The sequence below is a fragment of the Pseudomonas sp. R15(2017) genome, assembly GCF_002112685.1.
Taxonomy (GTDB): Bacteria; Pseudomonadota; Gammaproteobacteria; order Pseudomonadales; family Pseudomonadaceae; genus Aquipseudomonas; species Aquipseudomonas glycinae.
This window is the reverse complement of sequence record NZ_NEII01000023.1, coordinates 1-20,318: the sequence shown is the minus strand read 5'-3', so window position 1 is coordinate 20,318 and position 20,318 is coordinate 1. Positions and strand designations below refer to the sequence as shown.

At 58.2% G+C, this 20,318-nt stretch carries 17 protein-coding genes; 11 read left to right on the top strand and 6 right to left on the bottom strand.

Annotated elements, in window-relative coordinates:
- The first annotated feature begins 76 nt into the window (after nt 1-76).
- From CAF77_RS28410 to CAF77_RS28400, 3 genes are all read left to right on the top strand, one after another.
- Nucleotides 77-370: a putative quinol monooxygenase gene (locus CAF77_RS28410; RefSeq protein ID WP_007959339.1), complete on the top strand. Its 294-nt coding sequence runs from the start codon at nt 77-79 to the stop codon at nt 368-370.
- A 229-nt stretch (nt 371-599) separates the two neighbouring features.
- A complete protein-coding gene (locus tag CAF77_RS28405) occupies nt 600-1,019 on the top strand; it encodes a cupin domain-containing protein (protein ID WP_085655787.1) in 420 nt (139 codons plus the stop codon).
- Nucleotides 1,020-1,260: 241 nt separating this feature from the next.
- Nucleotides 1,261-1,974: an ATPase gene (locus tag CAF77_RS28400; RefSeq protein WP_085655788.1), complete on the top strand. Its 714-nt coding sequence runs from the start codon at nt 1,261-1,263 to the stop codon at nt 1,972-1,974.
- Nucleotides 1,975-2,159: 185 nt separating this feature from the next.
- Here the strand turns inward: CAF77_RS28400 and CAF77_RS28395 are convergent, their stop codons facing one another.
- Nucleotides 2,160-7,046, bottom strand: coding sequence for an NAD-glutamate dehydrogenase (locus CAF77_RS28395; protein WP_085655789.1), 4,887 nt, complete (start codon nt 7,044-7,046; stop codon nt 2,160-2,162).
- Nucleotides 7,047-7,685: 639 nt separating this feature from the next.
- On the opposite strand from CAF77_RS28395, the gene CAF77_RS28390 reads away from it, so the two are divergent.
- The 8 genes from CAF77_RS28390 (at nt 7,686) to CAF77_RS28350 (ending at nt 17,112) form a co-directional block, all read left to right on the top strand.
- Complete coding sequence (locus CAF77_RS28390) at nt 7,686-8,900, top strand: colicin-like pore-forming protein (RefSeq protein WP_084776950.1); 1,215 nt, start codon at nt 7,686-7,688, stop codon at nt 8,898-8,900.
- A 732-nt stretch (nt 8,901-9,632) separates the two neighbouring features.
- Nucleotides 9,633-9,986, top strand: coding sequence for a hypothetical protein (locus tag CAF77_RS28380; protein WP_064381167.1), 354 nt, complete (start codon nt 9,633-9,635; stop codon nt 9,984-9,986).
- A gap of 280 nt (nt 9,987-10,266) precedes the next feature.
- Entirely contained in the window at nt 10,267-11,226 is a 960-nt protein-coding gene (locus tag CAF77_RS28375) for a MoxR family ATPase (protein ID WP_011334589.1), read from the top strand.
- 5 nt (nt 11,227-11,231) lie between these two features.
- On the top strand, nt 11,232-12,176 hold the full coding sequence (locus CAF77_RS28370) for a DUF58 domain-containing protein (protein WP_007959332.1): 945 nt from the start codon (nt 11,232-11,234) through the stop codon (nt 12,174-12,176).
- A complete protein-coding gene (locus CAF77_RS28365; RefSeq protein WP_039766825.1) occupies nt 12,173-12,670 on the top strand; it encodes a DUF4381 domain-containing protein in 498 nt (165 codons plus the stop codon). The genes CAF77_RS28370 and CAF77_RS28365 overlap by 4 nt, the downstream gene beginning before the upstream one ends.
- Nucleotides 12,663-13,742: a VWA domain-containing protein gene (locus CAF77_RS28360; RefSeq protein WP_064381166.1), complete on the top strand. Its 1,080-nt coding sequence runs from the start codon at nt 12,663-12,665 to the stop codon at nt 13,740-13,742. Before CAF77_RS28365 ends, CAF77_RS28360 begins: the two co-directional genes overlap by 8 nt.
- Nucleotides 13,739-15,475 carry a VWA domain-containing protein gene (locus CAF77_RS28355; RefSeq protein ID WP_064381164.1) on the top strand — a complete coding sequence of 579 codons (1,737 nt, stop codon included), beginning with the start codon at nt 13,739-13,741 and terminating at the stop codon, nt 15,473-15,475. Before CAF77_RS28360 ends, CAF77_RS28355 begins: the two co-directional genes overlap by 4 nt.
- On the top strand, nt 15,472-17,112 hold the full coding sequence (locus CAF77_RS28350) for a BatD family protein (protein WP_085655791.1): 1,641 nt from the start codon (nt 15,472-15,474) through the stop codon (nt 17,110-17,112). The genes CAF77_RS28355 and CAF77_RS28350 overlap by 4 nt, the downstream gene beginning before the upstream one ends.
- Nucleotides 17,113-17,130: 18 nt before the next feature.
- On the opposite strand, the gene CAF77_RS28345 is transcribed toward CAF77_RS28350, so the two are convergent.
- From CAF77_RS28345 to CAF77_RS28320, 5 genes are all read right to left on the bottom strand, one after another.
- The gene (locus CAF77_RS28345) at nt 17,131-17,553 is read right to left on the bottom strand and encodes a hypothetical protein (RefSeq protein ID WP_085655792.1); all 423 of its coding nucleotides are present in this window, start codon (nt 17,551-17,553) and stop codon (nt 17,131-17,133) included.
- 3 nt (nt 17,554-17,556) lie between these two features.
- On the bottom strand, nt 17,557-18,003 hold the full coding sequence (locus tag CAF77_RS28340; protein ID WP_064381157.1) for a hypothetical protein: 447 nt from the start codon (nt 18,001-18,003) through the stop codon (nt 17,557-17,559).
- 528 nt (nt 18,004-18,531) lie between these two features.
- On the bottom strand, nt 18,532-19,086 hold the full coding sequence (locus tag CAF77_RS28330; protein ID WP_064381151.1) for a hypothetical protein: 555 nt from the start codon (nt 19,084-19,086) through the stop codon (nt 18,532-18,534).
- 18 nt (nt 19,087-19,104) lie between these two features.
- The gene (locus CAF77_RS28325; RefSeq protein WP_064381149.1) at nt 19,105-19,410 is read right to left on the bottom strand and encodes a hypothetical protein; all 306 of its coding nucleotides are present in this window, start codon (nt 19,408-19,410) and stop codon (nt 19,105-19,107) included.
- 268 nt (nt 19,411-19,678) lie between these two features.
- Nucleotides 19,679-20,203, bottom strand: coding sequence for a hypothetical protein (locus CAF77_RS28320; protein ID WP_064384088.1), 525 nt, complete (start codon nt 20,201-20,203; stop codon nt 19,679-19,681).
- Between the last annotated feature and the right edge of the window lie 115 nt (nt 20,204-20,318).

The window sequence follows — 20,318 nt, the reverse complement described above, 5'->3', positions numbered from 1 at the left end:
GGGGGCAGGCCTATCCTGCACAAGCGTTATCCCTCAATGAGCAGGATTCGTCCGGCCTGATTCAGGAGTGTGAGCAATGTCCAACGAAGTGATCAACACCGTACAGGTGCAGGCTGCCGCCGGCCGATCGGAGGAGCTGGGCAAGCAGTTGCAGAAGATCGTCGAAACCCTGCGCGAAACGCCGGGCTGCGATTCCTACATGGTCGACCGCTGCCCCGAGGACAGCCACCGCTGGACGGTCAGCGCCCGCTGGCAGTCGGAAGCGGCGATGCAGGCGCATTTCAATCGCCCGGAAGCCCAGGGCTTCATCGACCTGATCGACAGTCGTCTGGCCAATAGCGTGGATTTCAACTCTTTTCCAATCGTTTGACTTACTGACGCCATCGCTGGCAAGCCAGCTCCCACAAGGTTTGTATCGTTCACAAATAATATGAACGACACAAAAACCTGTGGGAGCTGGCTTGCCAGCGATGGCGTATTTGAATGTGCTGACATCCCCCAGATTGGTCACCCGAACTTCCCGAACATTGGCCGTTTGAATACCCCGGCACGCGGACTACTGTGATGACCGACTCCCCCCACTTCATCAGGTGATCACCATGAAAGTCCTGCACTTGCTTGCCGCCCCGCTCGCCGCTCTGGCCCTTACCATCAGCGCTTCAGCACTGGCCCACGGCACCGATGCCCCGTCCGAGAAAATCTCGGTGCTGCAGGATCAGATGCTGAAAAACGTCCCCGGCAAAAAAGCCATGATGATCGAAGTCGATTACAAACCCGGCCAGTCCTCGATCGCCCACAAACACGACGGCACCGCCATGGCCTACGTGCTCGAAGGCGAGATCGTTTCCCAGGTCAAGGGTGAGCAACCGATCACCTATAAGAAGGGCCAATACTGGTACGAACCGGCCGGCTCCGAGCATTTGATCTCGAAAAACGCCAGCAACAACAAGCCGGCCAGGTTGCTGGTGTTCATGGTGCTGTCACCCGACGAGCAAGTATTGATCCCACTGAAAAACTGATGGTTGTTTAACCAACCATAAATGAAAGGCGCAAAATATTAGTTGGCGCCTTTTTTATTTCACGCGGCAATTAATCAAAAATGCTTACAACCAATAAAACTATGACATGACAGTCATTCAGCAAATTGTCAGGTTGTTTTCGTTTTGGCGGGAGTAGTCTGAGGCAACTGTCGCCGGTTCCATTTAATCAACCCCGACATGCCTGACTTTCCGACTGAAGTTGCTTCACGGGAGACTTACCATGAAACTTGCCTTTGCCAGTACCTTGGCGATATCAGTTTTAGCGTTGTCCGCCTGTTCTGTTCCTACCGCTCCGAAAGCGGTTTCCTCTCTCGACACTCTATTCACCCAACCGGTGGGACGCAGCAGCGCCACCCAGGTGAAAAGTGGTCCCGGTGTCTCGCTGGGTGTCATCTACAGCCCAAGCACTCAGGCCAACCGCGACTATTTGCGCAACTACCAGGCCAACGCCGGCACCGGTTTCGGCCAGAGCCTGCTGGTGCAGCCGATTCACGACGCCTACGTCGCCACTTCGCAACCGGACATGGCGGTTGATTGGGTGAAAGCTTCGCTGCAACGTCAGTTCGGCTCGGTGACGGTGTATCCGGACATGCAGAGCCTGCGTGCGGCCAATCCGGATGTGGTGGCGGTTGTCGACACGCACAGCCAGTTGATTACCTCGCGCAGTTCTGACATCAAGGCGGATGTGAGTGCGGATTTTTATGATGGGAAGTTCAACTATATCGGTACGGCCAAGGGGTCTGAGGCAAAAGAATTGACGCCGGTCTGGGCGGACTTCAAGCGTTCAGAGGAGATTGTTGCGGATATTAATCAGCAACAGGAAGTTCAGGTTCGGGCGTTGCAGAAGTTTGACCAGTCGCTCAGTAATTTGCTGACCAGGCCGGCAGGTAATGTGTCGATGCTTGATACTAAACAAACACATAACTTGCAGTGACAAATAGGACCTCATCGCTGGCAAGTCGAATCGTCGCAACGCAGCTCCCACAGGTATCGGGAACACTGGAATATTTGTGGGAGCTGGCTTGCCAGCGATAGGGCCAGATCAAACAACACAAATCCATGCGGCCAAAAAAAGCCCCCGCATCTCACAATGCAGGGGCTTTTTCATTCAACGGCTACTCAAGCAGGCTCAAGCTCCGCAGTCGCCGCAGCAGGCACGACCGCCTGGCCGCTCAGCGCCACGTCGTTCAGCTCACGGTTGGCCACCGCGTACATGGCGTAGTCGGTGCCGCTGGCGGCACGGATTTCCACCAGCATGGCGCGCCAGCGCTGGATCATCGCGTCGTGTTGCGCCATCCACAGCGCCAGACGCTCCTCTACGTCCCGGTTGCCGCCACCCGCTTGCAGTACGGCGATGGTGATCGCGCGTTGCTGCCAGTCGACGTCGTCGCGGAACGCTTCGCGGGCCAGGGCCTGCCAGTTGTTTTCAACCGGCAAGGCGCTGATCTGCGAAATGTACCAGGTGATGTCCAGCGCGCTGCCCACGGCGAAGTACGCCTTGGCCACTTCGGCTGGATCCTGACCGGTCACGTCGGCCGCTTCGATGATCGGCAGCAGCGTGTAGAGGTGGGTAGTCCCCGCCACCATACGCGCCAGCAGTTCCGGAACACCGGCGGCGACGTACGCCTGATAGCGCGCCTGCCAGTTTTCGCGGATTTCGCCGCTCAGCAGCTCGTCCAGCTTCAGGCCCAGCTCTTTCAGGTGCGGACCGAAATGCGCGACGTCACGGGCAGCGTTCTGCTCGTTGCGGCGGGCACGCAGGAACCAGCGCGTAGCGCGACGGCCCAGACGCATCAGCTCGTCCATCAGCTCCAGCTGCACGTCAGCGGAAACCTGGTAGTCCAACGCTTCGATCTGACGGAACCAGTGTGGGAGATGGAAGATGTCACGCACGATCACGTAGGCGCCAGCCACGTTCGCCGGGGTCATGCCGGTGGACTCTTTGAGCCTTTGAACGAAGGTGATGCCCATGTGGTTGACCAGATCGTTGGCGATCTGGGTGCTGACGATCTCGCGCTTCAGACGGTGACGACGCATGGCTTCGGAGAACTTGCTGACCAGGGTCGGCGGGAACGCCGTTTCCATGTCGCGGGTCAGGTAGTCGTCGTCCGGCACCAGGGAGCCCAGCAGCTGCTCCTTGAGGTCGATCTTGCTGTACGAGATCAGCACCGACAGCTCTGGACGGGTCAGGCCATGGCCTTCGGCAACGCGTTCGGCCAGTTGCTCTTCGGTCGGCAGGAACTCGATGGCGCGATCCAGCTTGCCACGGCCTTCCAGGTCGCTCATCAGACGCTTGTACTCAGCGATCCGCGCATAAGCACGGCGGGCCGCCAGGGACAGGGCCTGAGTCTGCTTGTAGTTGTTGCCCAGCACCAGACCACCGACTTCGTCGGTCATGCTCGCCAGCAACTGGTTGCGTTGCTTGTCGGTCATGTCGCCGGCCTGAACCACTTCGTTCAGCAGGATCTTGATGTTCACTTCGTGGTCGGAGCAGTCCACGCCACCGGCGTTGTCGATGAAGTCGGTGTTGGAACCGCCGCCATTGAGACCGAACTCCACACGACCCAGTTGGGTCATGCCGAGGTTACCGCCCTCGCCCACTACTTTGCAGCGCAGTTCGTTGCCGTTCACGCGCAACGCATCGTTGGCCTTGTCGCCGACATCGGCGTGGCTTTCGGTGCTGGCTTTCACGTAAGTACCGATACCGCCGTTCCACAGCAGATCCACCGGCGCCTTGAGCAAGGCGTTCAGCAGTTCGGTCGGGGTCAGCTTGTCGGCCTGGATGTCGAAGCGCTCTTTCATCTGTGGCGAGATGGCGATGCTCTTCGCGCTACGCGAGAAGATGCCGCCGCCTTCGGACATGATGCTGGTGTCGTAGTCGGACCAGGCCGAACGCGGCAGGTCGAACATGCGCTGACGCTCGGCGAAGCTGGTGGCCGGATCCGGATTCGGATCGATGAAGATGTGCATGTGGTTGAACGCGGCAACCAGTTGCAGCTTGTCGGACATCAACAGGCCGTTACCGAACACGTCACCGGCCATGTCACCCACGCCGACCACCGTGATGCTGTCTTCCTGGACATTGATGCCGCGCTCGCGGAAGTGGCGCTGTACGCCGACCCACGCGCCCTTGGCGGTGATGCCCATTTTCTTGTGGTCGTAACCGGCCGAACCACCGGACGCGAACGCGTCACCCAGCCAGAAGCCGTAGTCGATGGCGATGCCGTTGGCGATGTCGGAGAAGGTTGCAGTGCCCTTGTCCGCCGCGACCACCAGGTACGGGTCATCGTCGTCATGCCGCACGACGTTGGCCGGCGGTACCAGTTTGCCGTCCTTCAGGTTGTCGGTGATGTCCAGCAGGCCCGAGATGAAGATGCGGTAGCAGGCGATGCCCTCGGCCGCGATCTCGTCACGGCTGCCGCCCAGTGGCAGGCGACGCGGCAGGAAGCCGCCCTTCGCACCTACTGGCACGATGACCGAGTTCTTCACTTGCTGGGCTTTTACCAGGCCGAGGACTTCGGTACGGAAGTCTTCTTCACGGTCGGACCAGCGCAGACCACCACGAGCGACGTTGCCGAAGCGCAGGTGCACGCCTTCGACGCGTGGCGAGTAAACGAAGATTTCGAACTTCGGCACCGGTTTCGGCAGCTCAGGGATCAAGTGCGGGTTGAACTTGAAGCTGAAGTACGACTTGTTCTGGCCGTTGGCGTCGGTCTGGTAGAAGTTGGTGCGCAGGGTCGCTTTGATCAGGTCCAGGTAACGACGCAGGATGCGGTCTTCGTTGAGGACTTGAACGTCGTCCAGCGCAGTCAGGATGGCCTGTTCCAGACGTTGTTGCTTGTCGTCCAGATCCTCGCTGCCCAGCTTGCGGGCCAGGTAGAAACGGGTCTTGAACAACCGGGTCAGTTCACGAGCGATGTCGGTGTGGTTGTTCAGGGTGCTGGCGATGTAACCGAGGTCGAAGCCCAGGCGGATCTGCTTCAGGTAGCGGGCGTAGGCACGCAGCAGCGCCACGTCGCGCCATGGCAGGCCGGCGGTCAGCACCAGACGGTTGAACGCATCGTTCTCGGCATCGCCACGGACGATGTGGACGAACGCGTCCTGCAGGGTGTCGTTAAGCTGCTGGATGTCCAGGTCCAGGCCTTCGGCGGCGGTGAAGGCGAAGTCGTGGATCCAGAACTCGCGGCCGTTGGTGTGACGCAGGCGGTACGGGAACTCACCCAGCACGCGCAGGCCGAGGTTTTCCAGGATCGGCAGCACGTCGGACAGGGCCAGCGGGGTATCGGCGTGATACAGCTTGCAGTGCAGCTCGCGTGGGCCAGAGGCCAGCGGCTGGTAGAAGCTCATGGCCAGCGGCTTCTTCTCGCTCAGGTTGAGCAAGTGCTGCATGTCGACCACGGCCGAATGCGCGGCGAAACGCTCGCGGTAGCCGGCCGGGAAGCCTTTCGGGAAGTCGGCCAGCACGTTGGTGCCGTTGGCTTCGCCGAAGGTTTCAACGGTCAGGGCGGCGTAGTCGTCCTGCCAGCTGCGGCAGGCCTGGATCACTTCGTTTTCCAATTGCAGCGGGTCGATGTCGATGCGGTTTTTCGGGTCGACGCGCAGGATCAGTTGCACGCGGGCCAGCACGGACTCGGAGAAGAACGTCCAGAATTCGCAGTCGGAGGCCTTCAGGCGCTCCATCAATACTTGCTGGATCTTCTGGCGAACTTCGGTGGAGTAGATGTCGCGAGGCACGTAGGCCAGGCAGTAGCAGAAACGACCGTACGGGTCTTTGCGCAGGAACACACGGATCTTGTTGCGTTCCTGGATCTGCACGATCGACATCACGGTGCTGAACAGTTCGTCGACCGGAGTCTGGAACAGGTCGTCACGCGGCAGCACTTCCAGAACCTGAGCCAGTTCCTTGCCCAAGTGAGCCTTGGCCTGGAAGCCGGAGCGACGCTCGATTTCCTCGACCTTGCGGCGGATGAACGGGATGACACGCACGCTTTCGCCGTACACCGACGAGGTGTACAGGCCCATGAAGCGGTGTTCCTTGATCACTTTGCCGTCGGCATCGATTTCGCGGATCGACACGTAGTCCGGGTAGGCCGGACGGTGCACGCGGCTCGGATGCGCAGCCTTGGCGAACGACAGCAGGGTCGGTTCGCGCAGGTAGTTCACGGCATAGTCTTCGATGTGGCGGTCTTCGTTGGTCAGACCGGTGCGCAGCATCTTGGTCAGGCCGAGGAAGGAGTTCTGGTCGTATTCGATATGGCCGCCATCGGCCTGATCGACAACAGTGAACTCTTCGTAACCCAGGAAGGTGAAGTGGTTACCCACCAGCCATTCCAGGAAGCTCTTGATTTCGTTCTTTTCGTCGGCATCGACGGCGAATGCGCTGTTATCGAGCTTGGTGAGGATTTCCTGCACCTTGGCCTTCATCGGCTCGAAATCGGAGACCGCGACGCGGACTTCACCCAGGACCTGCTCCAGTTCCTTGGACAGCACATTCAGTTCGGCCGCATTGGCGCAGCGGTCGATTTCCAGGTACATCAGCGACTCGTGCAGAACGCCTTCGCCGGTGGTGCCTTTTGGCAGGATTTCCAGCAATTCGCCCTTGCTGCCACGACGCACGCTCAGCACGGTGGTCTGCAGGGTGTGGATGCTGTAGCCGCGACGGTTCAGCTCGGTACGCACCGAGTCCACCAGGAACGGCAAGTCATGGTGCAGCACTTCGACCGCGGTGTGGGTCGACTGCCAGCCGTGACGTTCGTAATCGGGGTTGTAGACGCGCACTTGCGGTTGCGCGTGATCGAAGCGCTCAAGCAGGCGCCACGCAGAGAGAGTACAGCCAGCGAGGTCGGAGAGGCGACGTTGGGTCAGCTCGTCCAGGGAAATGATGCCGAAGAATTGTTCAGCGAACAGCGCCACTTGTGGCAGTGCCTGTTCACTGATGTGCTGCGCCAGTGCCGCTTGCAGTTGGTGCTGGAAGTCGGCTTTGCTGGCTGCGGTGAAGAACGCCATCTGTGGTACTCCGCTTGGGCTTGTTATTGATGGAAAGCGTCGCGTGCAAAACCCCTTTCGGGGCGTTCCGTCGCCCTGTTCCTGAATCTCGGGCAGAGGAAACAGGGTGACAGGTGGGTGAAGCTGGACGAGACACTCAGGTCACATTCACCTTCCATGAATGGGCATCTGCAAAAACGACTGCCCGGCGCCGCTCGCGGGGCCATGGCAATGCCTTTACGGGTGCTCATCCGTTGCGCAGCTTAATGGGTGCGACAATGTGTCTGCTTGCGGTGCTGCGACATATTCGGTCATTGGCACGTAAACGAAGGCTGGGGCATGGCACAACACTAGCAGTGGATGGACGAGCTGGCCGGATTAAAACCCTATTTCCCACACATTCGTCTCGAAAATGACTGCCTGAGCAGCGAACGTTCCCGCGCGTTCCGCTCTGCGCTTCCCCCTGCTTTCAGCCGCCCCCCAAAATGGCAACGACTTAGAGTAAAAACAAGTACTTACAAGGCTCTTCTACCTTCTTACAAACAGCAAAGAAAAAGCCCACAAAAACTTCAGAACATATTCTTACAACCTGAATTGTTTGAGTTTCAAGGCAATGCTATCAATGTAAAAACATTCTCCGCCCGAAGGATCGGGCTTTAAATGCACAAGGAACTTGCATATGTCACAACTGGAACTTCCCGGAATAATCATCTATGCCGATGGCTCGTGGGAAATAATCAATTTAAACCCAAACACGATAAGAGGTGTGACATCCGCAGAAACTATCCCTTGGGAAATCCGATGCATGGGTTCACCCTCGCACTTCAAAATGACTACAACACACGCAAGCAAAATCTTGAAGCCAACCTCCAATCCGAACTAAACATCAAAGAAAGCAGTTATCCACCTCTGACAGCCATTACGCCGGACGCATGGTTATCCCGGGCAACAAACATCGTCAACGAACTGTTATTTCAGAAAAACGCCGAACTCCAACAACAATTGAAAACCGCAAAGACCGCAAAACTTTATGCAAAGCTGGAAGCAACTTACAACGCCATGATCCTCACCGATCAGATTGCAAGCCTGCAATCCCGGCAAACACAGTTATACGCCGAAACAAACCGCCGACAAGCCGAGGCTCTGGCCTTGCAACAGGCTGCCGAAGCGGCGCGCCGGGCAGAAGAAGCACGCAGGCAAGCGCAGGAGCAAGCGCGCCTCGCTGCCCTTGCCGAAGCCCAACGAATCGCCGAGGAAAACGCAAGGCTCGCGGCAGCAGAGGAAGCCAGGCAGATCGACGAGCACAAGCGCGCCGTGGCGTTCGTTGCCGACGCCAATAAATACATCCTGGAGAAATACGGCGCGAACCTGCATCAGGTTGTGATGGATCTTCAAAAGGACATTTCAGGCAAGAAGATCCGAAGCTACACCGAAGCCATGCAGACCTTCGAGCAAGTGAGGACCAACCCGAACGCAAGGCTCAGCCCGCAGGATACCCGTGCGCTGGTGGACGCGCTGAATGCACTCGATAAAGCGACCTACATGGAGAACGTCAACCGACTGGCCAAGGGGTTTGGCGTGACCGGCAAAGTCGTACAGGCGCACTCGGTGATCGAGAAGATGGTCATTGGGTTCCGGGACGGCGACTGGAAGCCTTTGATGCTGGAGTTGGAGAGTATTGCTGCCGGGGCAGGAGCAGGTGCGCTGCTGGCCCTTGCTTTACCACCACTACTTTCCCTGATTTGGGTTCCTCCCGCAGCGGTGGTAGTCGTTACCGGAATCGCAATCGCTGCCGCAGCGATTTTTCTGGACGCCAAAGCCGTGGAAACAATAAACCGCTCCGTGCTTAACGCAATTACGAAAAACGATACCTGACTACTAACCAAATGCAATCCGGCTCAACAGCCATTGAGCCGGTTATCAAGCTCACAACGGACACAACAATGCAAAAAAAAGAAAAGTCTGAATTATCCAACGCCTTCGTTTTAGCGGTCGCCTCCCCAATCCTACTCATCAACTTGATAGTCCCGATTATGGGTGATCAACAACACGCCATCCTCGAAACTTTACTGAACGGCTACCTAATCGAAAACATCGGCTTCTGGTCTTCGAGATTCCCGCTAAGCTCAAAAATAACCACAAACTATATTGCTATATTCGGACCAATATTTGGAGCTGTACTTTTCCTGAAGAGTTACAAAAACGCTTTCCAATCAATCGACAGATTTAACCAAACACCGCTATACAAGTATCTTTTCATGACATTGACAACGATATTGATCTGCTCCCTTTTCGTATACGAAGCCTATTTCAATTCTACAGACCTAATAACTCAGGGCCCCAAACTCAGAATCATGGGGCTCAACTTTCTTTTTTATTCAATGTTCTCCTTTACAGTTATTTTTTTCATATTGCTTCTACCTGCACTCGTGATTCACCTCCTGATTTATACCCCTTATCGACTGATCAAGCTTTTAAAGCCTAAACAGCACCCATAACAACGTTGACCTCCAGTACGCGAACATCAGAGCAGCGGAAATGGTCACGAACTGGCAAAATCACCTTTTTGCGTGGCACCCGTCGCGCCCGCCAAGTCAGGAATTCCCCATGCAAATGACCACCGCCCTTTTGATCGTCAACCCGTGCGACGACGAAGAAGACAACATGGCCATGCTCTGCTGCCACAGCGACAAGGGCGACATGTTCCTGATGAGCCGCTATCCGGACGAGGATGAGCTGGAGATCACCCTGGATGGCGAGCCGTCGTCCCTTGATGGCGTGAAGGTCACCCTGACCAAGACTCTGTTGAAGATCGAAATCGCCGCGGCAGATGCCGATGCGTTGAACGGGGATGATGTGCTGGAAATCACCTTCAATCCGGACATGGTGGATCTGGCTGAAGTCGAGGAAACCCTGAAGAACATTCTTGATGGTACTGGCACCTATATCAGCCAGATTTGATGGTGTTTGAACTGGCCTCATCGCTGGCAAGCCAGCTCCCACAGGGGTACGCGTACTACAGACAGAACGCGGTCACTGTGGGAGCTGGCTTGCCAGCGATAGGGCCCAAAAGAACACCGCACCTCCCCCGCCCCACAAAATTCCAACAATTGCCCCGGTCATTTCCCGCACTTTGCGCAAAATGCCGTTAGTCGCCACCCCCTGCGATGGATTAAAGTAACGCCCCCAGCCCCGGCGTTATCCGAACGCCTGTGGCCTCCCTTTCCAGGAACAGTCATCGATGGAACATCGTGAAGCGCTGCTGGCGCTGCGAACCTTTCTTTCAACGCAGATTCTCGGCCAGGAAAAACTCATCGAGCGCTTGCTCATCGCCCTGCTCGCCGACGGCCACATGCTGGTCGAAGGTGCTCCGGGGCTGGCCAAGACCAAAGCGATCAAAGAGCTCGCCGAGGGCATCGAAGCCCAGTTCCATCGCATTCAGTTCACCCCGGACCTGCTGCCGGCCGACATCACCGGCACCGAGATATATCGTCCGGAAACCGGCAGCTTCGTGTTCCAGCAAGGCCCGATCTTCCACAACCTGGTGCTGGCGGACGAAATCAACCGTGCCCCGGCCAAGGTGCAATCAGCCTTGCTCGAAGCCATGGCCGAACGTCAGGTCAGTGTCGGGCGCAGCACTTACGAGCTGTCGCCGCTGTTTCTGGTGATGGCCACGCAGAACCCGATCGAGCAGGAAGGTACCTATCCGCTGCCCGAAGCCCAGCTCGACCGTTTCCTGATGCACGTGAAAATGGGTTTCCCGGACGCGGCCGTCGAACGCCGGATCCTGCAACAGGCTCGGGGCGAAGCCCTGAACGGCGAAACCAAGCCCGAACGCCGGGTCAGCCAGCAGGCGATCTTCGCCGCGCGCAAGGAAATCCTCGGCCTGTACATGGCGGACGCCGTGGAGGAATACCTGGTGCAACTGGTCATGGCCACGCGCAACCCGGCCAAGTTCGACCCGGAAATGGCCGAGTGGATCGCCTACGGCGCCAGCCCGCGTGGCTCGATCGCCCTCGACCGCTGCGCCCGCGCTCACGCCTGGCTGGCCGGTCGCGACTTCGTCAGCCCGGAAGACATTCAGGCTGTGCTGTTCGACGTGCTGCGTCACCGCATCATTCTGTCGTTCGAAGCCGAAGCCGCTGGCATCGACCAGGATCGGGTGGTGCAACGGATTCTCGACGTCGTAGCCGTCGCTTGACCTCGATGAACGCCTCCCTGCCGTCCGAACCGGGCATCCGCATCAGCCTCGCCGAGCTGATCGAGATGCGTCACCGCGTGCGCGAAGTGCAGCTGTTTTCGACGCCGAGCCAGCGCAGCCCGCTGATCGGCCTGCATCACTCGAAATTCCGTGGTCGCGGCGTCGACTTCGATCAGGTGCGGGTCTATCAGGCCGGCGACGACGTGCGCACCATCGACTGGCGCGTGACCGCACGGACTCAGGAACCGCACACCAAACTGTTTCATGAGGAACGCGAACGGCCGATTTTCATCATGGTCGAGCAGAGCACGCGGCTGTTTTTCGGCTCCGGGCTGATGTTCAAGTCGGTGCTCGCGGCGCAGGCTGCGGCGCTGATCGGCTGGGCGGCACTGGGCCACAACGACCGGGTCGGCGGGCTGGTGTTCGGCGACAACGAGCACTACGAAATCAAACCGCGCCGCAGCAAGCAAAGCCTGCTGCAACTGCTCAACCGCCTGGTGAAGGTCAACCAGTCGCTGCACAGCGAGCGGGAGCCGGATCGCGATGCGTTCGGCGTAGCGCTGCGCCGGGCCCGCGAAGTGCTGCGACCGGGCAGTCTGGTGATCGTGATCTGCGATGAGCGCGCACTGTCCGACAGCGCCGAACAGCAATTGAGCCTGTTGTCGCGCCATTGCGATCTGCTGATGCTGCCGCTGTCCGATCCACTGGACCACGCCCTGCCCGCCGCCGGCCTGCTGAGATTCGCCGAACGCGGCGCGCAGCTGGAACTCGACACCCTCAATTTCGATTTGCGCCAGACCTACCGCGCCCAGGCCGAAGCGCGGATCGCCCGCTGGGAATTGCTCGCGCAGAAGCTGCGCGTGCTGCTGATGCCGCTGAGCACTCAGAGCGAAATGGTCGAGCAGATGCGCGAATTCCTTAACCCGCAACGTCCGGGGAAAGGTCGATGAACGGCCTCGAACAACTGCAACCGCTGATCTCCCCGCCACCGATTGCCTTCTGGCCGCCGGCACCGGGCTGGTGGCTGCTGCTTTTGCTGTTGCCGGTGATTGGTTTTGCAGTCTGGCGGCTGCGGCGTTTCATTCCGATCAAGAAAAAACCGGTCGTGCGCGCCGAACTGCCGCTCGATCCGGTGCGCATCGCTGCACTCGCCGAACTGGCGCAGATGCCCAAACCCTACGACGGCGCCCCGGCCGGGGCCTGGCTGCAGCAGCTCAACGGCTTGCTCAAGCGCCTGTGCCGCAACCATTACCCCTACAGCCAGAGCCACACCCTCAACGGCCGCAAATGGCTGGCGTTTCTCGACAACCGTTGCCCTGCCGCCGGTCTGACCCGGTGGATGGTGCTCGTCGAAGGCGCCTACAAACCCGAGTGCAAACTCGACGACAAAGCCATCGCCGGCCTGACCCAGGCAGTCGACACCTGGATCCGCAAACATGTTTGAGTTCGCGTGGCCGTGGATTTTCCTGCTGTTGCCGCTGCCGTGGCTGATGCGCCTCGTGCTGCCGGTGGCCGACAGCGGCGAGCCGGCGCTGAAAGTGAGTTTCCTGGGTGACCTGGAAGGCCTCGCTCGCCGTCGCGCCCGGGCCAATCTGCCGGCGTGGCGCCAGCAGGCACCGTTCATGCTGCTGTGGTTGTTTCTGCTGATCGCCGCCGCTCGCCCGCAATGGCTCGGCGAACCGCTGCCGATTGCCGCCAGTGGACGTGATCTGTTGGTGGCGGTGGACGTGTCCGGCTCGATGGATTTCCCGGACATGCAATGGAACGACGAGGACGTCAGTCGCCTGTCGCTGGTCCAGCATTTGCTCGGTGACTTCCTGGAAAGCCGCGACGGCGACCGGGTCGGTTTGATCCTGTTCGGCAGCCAGGCTTATCTGCAAGCGCCGCTGACGTTTGACCGGCGCACCGTTCGGGTCTGGCTCGATGAAGCGCGGATCGGCATCGCCGGCAAGAACACCGCGATTGGCGACGCCATCGGTCTGGCCCTGAAGCGCCTGCGCATGCGTCCGGCCCAGAGCCGAGTGCTGATTCTGGTCACCGACGGCGCGAACAATGGCGGCGAAATCGACCCGCTGACCGCCGCAAAACTGGCCGCCAGCGAAGGCGTGAAAATCTACCCGATCGGCATCGGCGCCGATCCCGAAGAAAGCGGCGCCACGGCGTTGCTTGGCGGCAACCCGACCCTCGATCTGGACGAACCGGCACTCAAGGCCATCGCCGAGGTCACTGGCGGGCGTTACTTCCGCGCCCGCGACGGTAAGCAGCTGCAAGCGATCAAGGACACCCTCGATCAGCTCGAACCGGTGACTCAGCAACCGACTCAGGCCCGGCCGGCGCAGGCGTTGTATCAGTGGCCACTGGCATTCGCCCTGCTGCTGAGCATGCTGCTGGTGGCCCGTGTGTTGTGGCCGGACAACCCGCTGCAACGGCTATTCACCAAGGAGCTGTATCTGCAAAGCCCCCTGCCCGACTGGCGCGAGCGCCTCAAGCGCCTGCGTCTGCGGAGGCGCCGATGATCGCCCTCTGGCCGCACTGGTTCCGTCCCTGGTGGCTGTTGCTGCTGCCGTTGCTCGGCTGGCTGATCTGGCAGCTCTGGCACCGGCAGAAACGCGCGGGTCGCTGGCAGATGATTCTGCCGCCGGCCTTTCACGCCACGCTGCTCAGTGGCGGCAGCGGTCGTGACAGCAAGTTGCCGTGGGTCGCCCTGAGCGTGGCTTGGCTGCTGACGATCCTGGCGCTGCTCGGGCCGAGCTGGGAACGGGTCGAACAGACCAGCCAGAAACCCGCCGACCCGTTGGTGGTGGTGCTGGAACTGACCCCGGAAATGCTCGCCACCGATTCGCCGCCAACGCGACTGGAGCAGGCCCGGCGCAAGCTGTTCGACCTGCTGAAAGTGCGCAGCGACGCGCAGACCGCCATCGTCGTTTACGCCGGCAGCGCCCATACGCTGGTGCCTTTGTCGGATGACCTGGCGACCAGCCGCAATCTGCTCGACGCGCTCAAGCCTTCGCTGATGCCGGAAAGCGGCCACCGCGCCGATCTGGCGGTGAGCAAGGCGTTGGCGTTGCTTAAGCAGGGTGCGTTGGGCCAGGGGCGGATTCTGCTGATTGGTTCTTCGCTGTCGGAAGAAGAACGCCAAGGTATTCGCAATGCACTCAGTGGCCAATCGGCGCAATTGTTGATGCTCGGTGTCGGCACTGCCGAGGGCGCGCCGATTGCTCAGGAAGACGGCAGTTTTCTCAAGGATGCCCAGGGCGCAATCCGGGTGCCGCAACTCGACAGCCCGGGCCTCGGTGCCTTCCTCAACGCGGTCGGCGGCGAGTACCGCAGCGCACGGCTGGATGAATCCGATCTGGGCGACCTCGGCCTGCTCGACGGCCCGCGCAGCCTGCGCAGCGATGGCCAGACCGTTCGACTCGACACCTGGGCCGATCAGGGTTACTGGCTGCTGTTGCCGCTGTTGTTGCTCGCCGCGTGCGCCGGGCGGCGTGGCTGGCTGTTCTGCCTGCCGTTGCTGCTGGCATTGCCGCAACCGAGCTACGCCTTCGACTTCGAAGACCTGTGGCTGCGTCCCGATCAGCAAGGCCTGCATCTGCTCAAACAGAAGTGCCCGGCCGAGGCAGCGAAGCATTTCGAAGATCCGCAATGGCAAGGGGTGGCGTTGTACGAGGCCGGCGACTACAGTGGCGCCGCTCAGCGTTTCGCCGAGGGCAATGACGCCCGCGCCCACTACAATCGTGGCAACGCCCTGGCCAGAAGCGGCGAGCTGGAAGCGGCGCTGGACGCCTACGAGCAGGCCCTGGAACGCCAACCGGATCTGCGCCCGGCGCTAACCAACAAGGCGCTGGTGGAAAACCTGCTGAAACAGAAAAACGCCCCGCCGCCGGCCGAACCGCAAGACAAACCGGCGCAGCAAAACCTACCGGGCGATGAACCACCGCCAGCGACCGCTCCGCCGCCAGCGGTCAAAAGCGAAACCCAGAGCGAGCCGCAAACCGGTGAGTCCGCCAGCGAACCGCCGCCGACCACCCCGCCGCTGCCGGGTGCCAACGAGCTGCCGGACAGCGAACCGGGCAAGGAACAGAACAACCCGCCGCTGCTGCGCCCCAATGAGGACAACCTCGAAGGCGAGCAACAGCAGGCGCTGGAACAATGGCTGGGCAAGATCCCGGATGACCCGGGCGAACTGCTGCGACGCAAATTCTGGTACGAACAGCAACAACATCAGGATCAGGAAAACATTCGATGACCCGTTTCACCGCTCTCTTGCTGCCCCTGCTGATCTGCACGGCCACCGCCCAGGCGGCCGAGCTGACCGCCAGTGTGGATCGCAGTCGCCTGAACTCCGGCGAGACGGTCGAACTCACCCTCGAATCCAACGATGTCACGCAGTTCGGCAAACCGGACCTGACCCCGCTTGAGCCGCTGTTCGAAGTGCGCGGCACGCGGCAGGTCAACCAGTTGAACACCCTCAACGAAGACAACCGCGCCACCACGCGCTGGATCATCACGTTGCTGCCCAAGCAGAACGGCAGCGTTGAAATCCCGCCGCTGAAACTGGGCGACGTCGAGAGCCAGCCGATCACCGTACAAGTGATCGAGAGCGACACCCGCGAAGAAAACAGTGCCCGCGAACCAGTGTTCATCGAAGCCAGCCTCGACCAAACCAGTGTGTATGTGCAGGCCCAGGCCATCCTGACGCTGCGCATCTACCATTCAGTGTCGCTGTACGACGACAGCAGCCTGACGCCATTGCAGATCGCCGACGCGCGCATCGAACAACTGGGCGACATGCGCACCTACGAAAAAGACATCAACGGTGTGCGCCATGGCGTGATCGAGATGCGCTATGCGATTTATCCGCAGCACAGCGGTTTGCTGAGCATCGCCCCGCAGACGTTCAGCGCCACACTGGTCGATACCCAGCCCTCGCAGGACGCCACGGCGCAGGGGCCGAAGCCGGGCAAGCTGATGCACGTCAGCTCCGCCGCAACTTCGCTCACGGTCAAACCCAAACCGATGACCTACCCCAGCGATGCGCCGTGGCTACCGGCCCACAGCCTGAGCCTGAGCGAAAGCTGGAACCCGGAGCCGGAACACACTCAGGTCGGCGACTCCCTGACCCGCAGCCTGACCCTCAAGGTCGAAGGCCTGGCCAGTTCGCAACTGCCGGCCCTGCCCGCCACCGAAGCCAACGGCCTGCGCCGCTACCCGGACCAACCGGTGCTGAACAACCAGAGCAGCGATCGCGGGCTGATCGGCAGTCGTGAAGAACGTGAAGCGCTGGTGCCGAGCCGCAGTGGCTCGATCGAGCTGCCAACGGTGGACGTGGTCTGGTGGAACACCTTCGAAGACCACCTGGAACACACCAGCCTGCCGGCGCGCACCCTGCAAGTGGCGAACAACCCGAGCCTGCAAGTCGACACCCCGGCGGGCAACGCACTGCCGCTCAGCGCGGCTGACAGCGAAGCCTTGTGGTGGTGGAAACTCAGCACCTTCGTTCTCGCCTGCACCACCCTGCTCGGCTTCGGCCTGTGGTGGCGTGCCCGCTGGCAACCGGCGATCCTGCGCGCCGCGCAAACCGGCCCGAGCCCGCGCACCCTGCTCGACGACATCAAACGCGCCAGCCAGGCCAACGACCCCCACGCCACCCGCCAGGCCCTCGACGCCTGGGCCCGTCAGCAGCCGGAGACACTGGCGGATATGGCAGCGCGGTTTGTGCCGTTGTCGGATGCGCTCGATGGTTTGAACGGCGCGCTGTACAGCGAGACGGGGCAGCATTGGCAGGGGGAGGATCTGTGGCGGGCGATCCGGACGATTCCGACGGCGGAGCGGGTTCAGGATCCGGTTGGGGATAGTGGGTTGCCGCCGCTTTATCCGAAGTAGGGTCGTCCCCGGCTTTGCTCAGTCGACACCGGTAAAGTCCACATATACAGCCTCGACGATGGCGTCCTCTTCACCGATATCAGGTGCGTAGAACCGCAGACCCAAACGATCCACATTGAAGCCTGAATTAGTGAAAACCAGAAACTCACCCTGCTCTGTCAGAAACTGCTGAACGACGAGTACCTCTTCGCCTGCCAACCGCTGACCGCACCAGGTAAATTGAGCCCATTTCAAAAACTCAACGCCGACGACCATCAACGCTTTATCGAAGTAGACGTGCAGTCCCAAATCATCATATGCGTCGGTCGGGACAGTGGAATCAGTACTTTTCAAAAACGCGTCAAAGGGGCTTTTGAGCGCCGACCTCGAATCGTCACGGGTGATACCTGCGCGGATGAGCCCAAGGTCTCCTGGGCCGAGCAAGTGAAAATCAATAGTCATTCATTAAAGCCTCTTGATCCGGGCAAGAAATCCCATGTCGCCCGAGTTAACAGTAAGCACTGCTTGCTCATACCCCTCAAGGTCATCGCCCAACCAGGGCTCATCTGGGCGGAGCACATGAACCTTGACCGTTGCACCGAATTCGTCGCTTGAAACGCTCCCCTGAAGAACACCCGGCAGACCGGATTTATTCCATTGATCAAGTACCAGGGACAACCAGGAAATAGCGGTGGCTAATAAATCATCGCTGACATAATCATCAATATGAACCGAGTTCACGAAACACTCATAACCGGTTCTGTCAGGGAAGCTATCGAGGCCCATATGACTTTGAGGATTCAGAGCTGCGATAAAAATACAACCATCACGCTCGACAAAATCAGAACGTGCAATACGCTCGAGCTCACCCTCCATAACAACGTGCGGCAGGTCAGCCAGCAGCGATTCCATTGCCTTGTTTGCTTTCACAGCAATCCTCAAACATCAGCTCACATTCTCAGCGCTATGGCTAAAGCCAAGGCGTTCCTTGACAGCTCAGAGTTCACATTTAAAACCGCCAGTGCAGACACGGCTCTACGGGCAAATACCCGCCACCCTTTACTCCGCGTTAACTACTGTGGCACCTATATTTTCTCCGAAATGATTTCCAACTCATCCCAGAGATGGGACAGACCAATACTGCTCATATAAGTCATGTAATCCACAAATCCGGGAAACTTTATTTTGTCGAACGAGAACCACGTCGCTTCGCACTCAGGACAAATAAAAATAATCGACTTATTCGCTTTTATCATCGCCTTGATAACGTCGTCCTGCTGACATCTTGGGCAAACCATATACACCTCTCCATGAAACTAGATAGGCAGAAAGCACTGTACTGGTCTCCCTTTACTATTTTTCTCAACTATAAAAAGACAAAAAGAGACAAAAAGGGGCTGTTTTATCGAATCAAATAAATCCGCCCCGTTTTCAGTAGCTCTATCTCGGAATAACTATAGGAATGATCATCGGCGCTGGCGGCGCAGGCGGATTGATCATCCCCTTGCTTTCCACCACGAGAACACCCTTTTTCTTGATGGTATCGAACAACCGTTCAGTAGCTTCCGCATCAACGTAGCCACCCTCGTCAATCGACGCACTCAGCGCCAGTTGTCGCCGTTCCTCCGTTAACTGAAGCTGCTTGGTACGGAAGAATGTATGAATCGACATTGCTTTGATGTTCGACAAATCGACGTGCACGACCTCGACATACCTCAGCGCTTTCGCATCCCACCCCTGGACATAAAGCCCCTTGGCAGTCAGTGCAAAAGTACAAAATTGGTAGGTCCCCGTATTTGACCCTGGCGTGGAGATAATCAATGAGCAGCGACCGTGCTGGAGAATCGGATCACTCATAGAAGGATCGTCTTTTACGATCTGCGAAGAAAATTGCGCCCGGTCATAATAAACCGTTGCTTTGTCTACTGGCGTGGTGTTGCAGCCTGATACAAGTAGAGTTACACCCAGCAACAACGAAATTCCGAAACCGCGCATTCTCATCCTTCCCATGCATCAATCATAGTTAAATTTTGTTGTGACTTGCTCACCTTCGCGATAGGACAGCACAAAAGACTTCCAGGGTTCACCTCGTTTATCAGCATTCTCTTTTAGTTGATCAACCAGATGGAGCATGATTGCACCGTTGTAATCATGCTCCGCATTCCAACTCTCTACCCCATCTTTCTCCACAGCCAACTCGGTCTCGATGTACCCCTCGCCCCATTCCACACCATAGTGAAAAGCATCGTAGCCGTGGGCTATTCCAGTATCGATCAGCTGAAAAATCCCTTGGATAATTTTTACATCTTCAGTGATCACCCCATGCCTCCTTTTCACTGTTTATTTTCAAGACTTCGCCACCAAGGTCACTTTCCACAAACGACCGTCTTCCGAAAACTCCGGCCGCAAGTGATGCGCAGGTAGCTCATATTTACACCACTGCAGAATCTGCTAATCAACATATCAACCTTGGCTGGCCCACCTTTGTCGGCAGGCCCCATAAAGAGGACGACCCATAAAGGGGACAGTTTTATTAATTCAAATAAACCCGCCCCCCTTTCTCGTTTATCTTGTCCACCTTACTCAACTACGACTGCCAGAAAGTTAGGCAAACCCCATATTCATCGAGAAGATCATCGGCAATTTCAAACTGAAAATCCTTTCCTGAAAAGCAGTCTGATAACGCGCGCTTCCAATATCCAGCGAGCTGCTCGGCAAACAAATGGCAAAGACGATAATCTTCTTCTGACAGCCCTACCTTGAATACCGGCCTATCCGGCGCATCTTCCCACTTTGAAAAAAACTGACTTATTGAAAAAACATTCCTATACCGTTCAACGTCTTTACGCAAGGCACTCTGTTTCAACACACCAGTTTCAGTCTCGACCATCCCCCTCAAAGGCAACTTATGTGGATCATATTGTTCAGCATTGGGCAGCCAGAAGACGTGACCATCGACCTCAATAAAATCAGGAGAAAGCAAACCTAGAACAGAGATTGTTTGTTCCAATGAAACGAGATTACCTACATACGAAAAGAACTCCCCGGAACCTATGTCCGAAACAAACAGATTCAATGACTTTTTGGAAATATTACCCTTATAAATCTTCATCATTTCAATCCTAAGCTATCCAGAACCGACTGTGGAGCGCTTCCCTAAAAGGCTTTTGTGTCATTTCCCTTCTTGGCGAAATAGGGAAAAAAAAAAAAAAAAAAAGGGGGGGGGG

Excerpts from the sequence above, each read along its gene's own strand:
- CAF77_RS28410 (WP_007959339.1), top strand. The coding sequence starts at position 77 with ATGTCCAACGAAGTGATCAACACCGTACAGGTGCAGGCTGCCGCCGGC.
- CAF77_RS28405 (WP_085655787.1), top strand. The coding sequence starts at position 600 with ATGAAAGTCCTGCACTTGCTTGCCGCCCCGCTCGCCGCTCTGGCCCTT.
- CAF77_RS28400 (WP_085655788.1), top strand. The coding sequence starts at position 1,261 with ATGAAACTTGCCTTTGCCAGTACCTTGGCGATATCAGTTTTAGCGTTG.
- CAF77_RS28395 (WP_085655789.1), bottom strand. The coding sequence starts at position 7,046 with ATGGCGTTCTTCACCGCAGCCAGCAAAGCCGACTTCCAGCACCAACTG.
- CAF77_RS28390 (WP_084776950.1), top strand. The coding sequence starts at position 7,686 with ATGCACAAGGAACTTGCATATGTCACAACTGGAACTTCCCGGAATAAT.
- CAF77_RS28380 (WP_064381167.1), top strand. The coding sequence starts at position 9,633 with ATGCAAATGACCACCGCCCTTTTGATCGTCAACCCGTGCGACGACGAA.
- CAF77_RS28375 (WP_011334589.1), top strand. The coding sequence starts at position 10,267 with ATGGAACATCGTGAAGCGCTGCTGGCGCTGCGAACCTTTCTTTCAACG.
- CAF77_RS28370 (WP_007959332.1), top strand. The coding sequence starts at position 11,232 with ATGAACGCCTCCCTGCCGTCCGAACCGGGCATCCGCATCAGCCTCGCC.
- CAF77_RS28365 (WP_039766825.1), top strand. The coding sequence starts at position 12,173 with ATGAACGGCCTCGAACAACTGCAACCGCTGATCTCCCCGCCACCGATT.
- CAF77_RS28360 (WP_064381166.1), top strand. The coding sequence starts at position 12,663 with ATGTTTGAGTTCGCGTGGCCGTGGATTTTCCTGCTGTTGCCGCTGCCG.
- CAF77_RS28355 (WP_064381164.1), top strand. The coding sequence starts at position 13,739 with ATGATCGCCCTCTGGCCGCACTGGTTCCGTCCCTGGTGGCTGTTGCTG.
- CAF77_RS28350 (WP_085655791.1), top strand. The coding sequence starts at position 15,472 with ATGACCCGTTTCACCGCTCTCTTGCTGCCCCTGCTGATCTGCACGGCC.
- CAF77_RS28345 (WP_085655792.1), bottom strand. The coding sequence starts at position 17,553 with ATGACTATTGATTTTCACTTGCTCGGCCCAGGAGACCTTGGGCTCATC.
- CAF77_RS28340 (WP_064381157.1), bottom strand. The coding sequence starts at position 18,003 with ATGGAATCGCTGCTGGCTGACCTGCCGCACGTTGTTATGGAGGGTGAG.
- CAF77_RS28330 (WP_064381151.1), bottom strand. The coding sequence starts at position 19,086 with ATGCGCGGTTTCGGAATTTCGTTGTTGCTGGGTGTAACTCTACTTGTA.
- CAF77_RS28320 (WP_064384088.1), bottom strand. The coding sequence starts at position 20,203 with ATGAAGATTTATAAGGGTAATATTTCCAAAAAGTCATTGAATCTGTTT.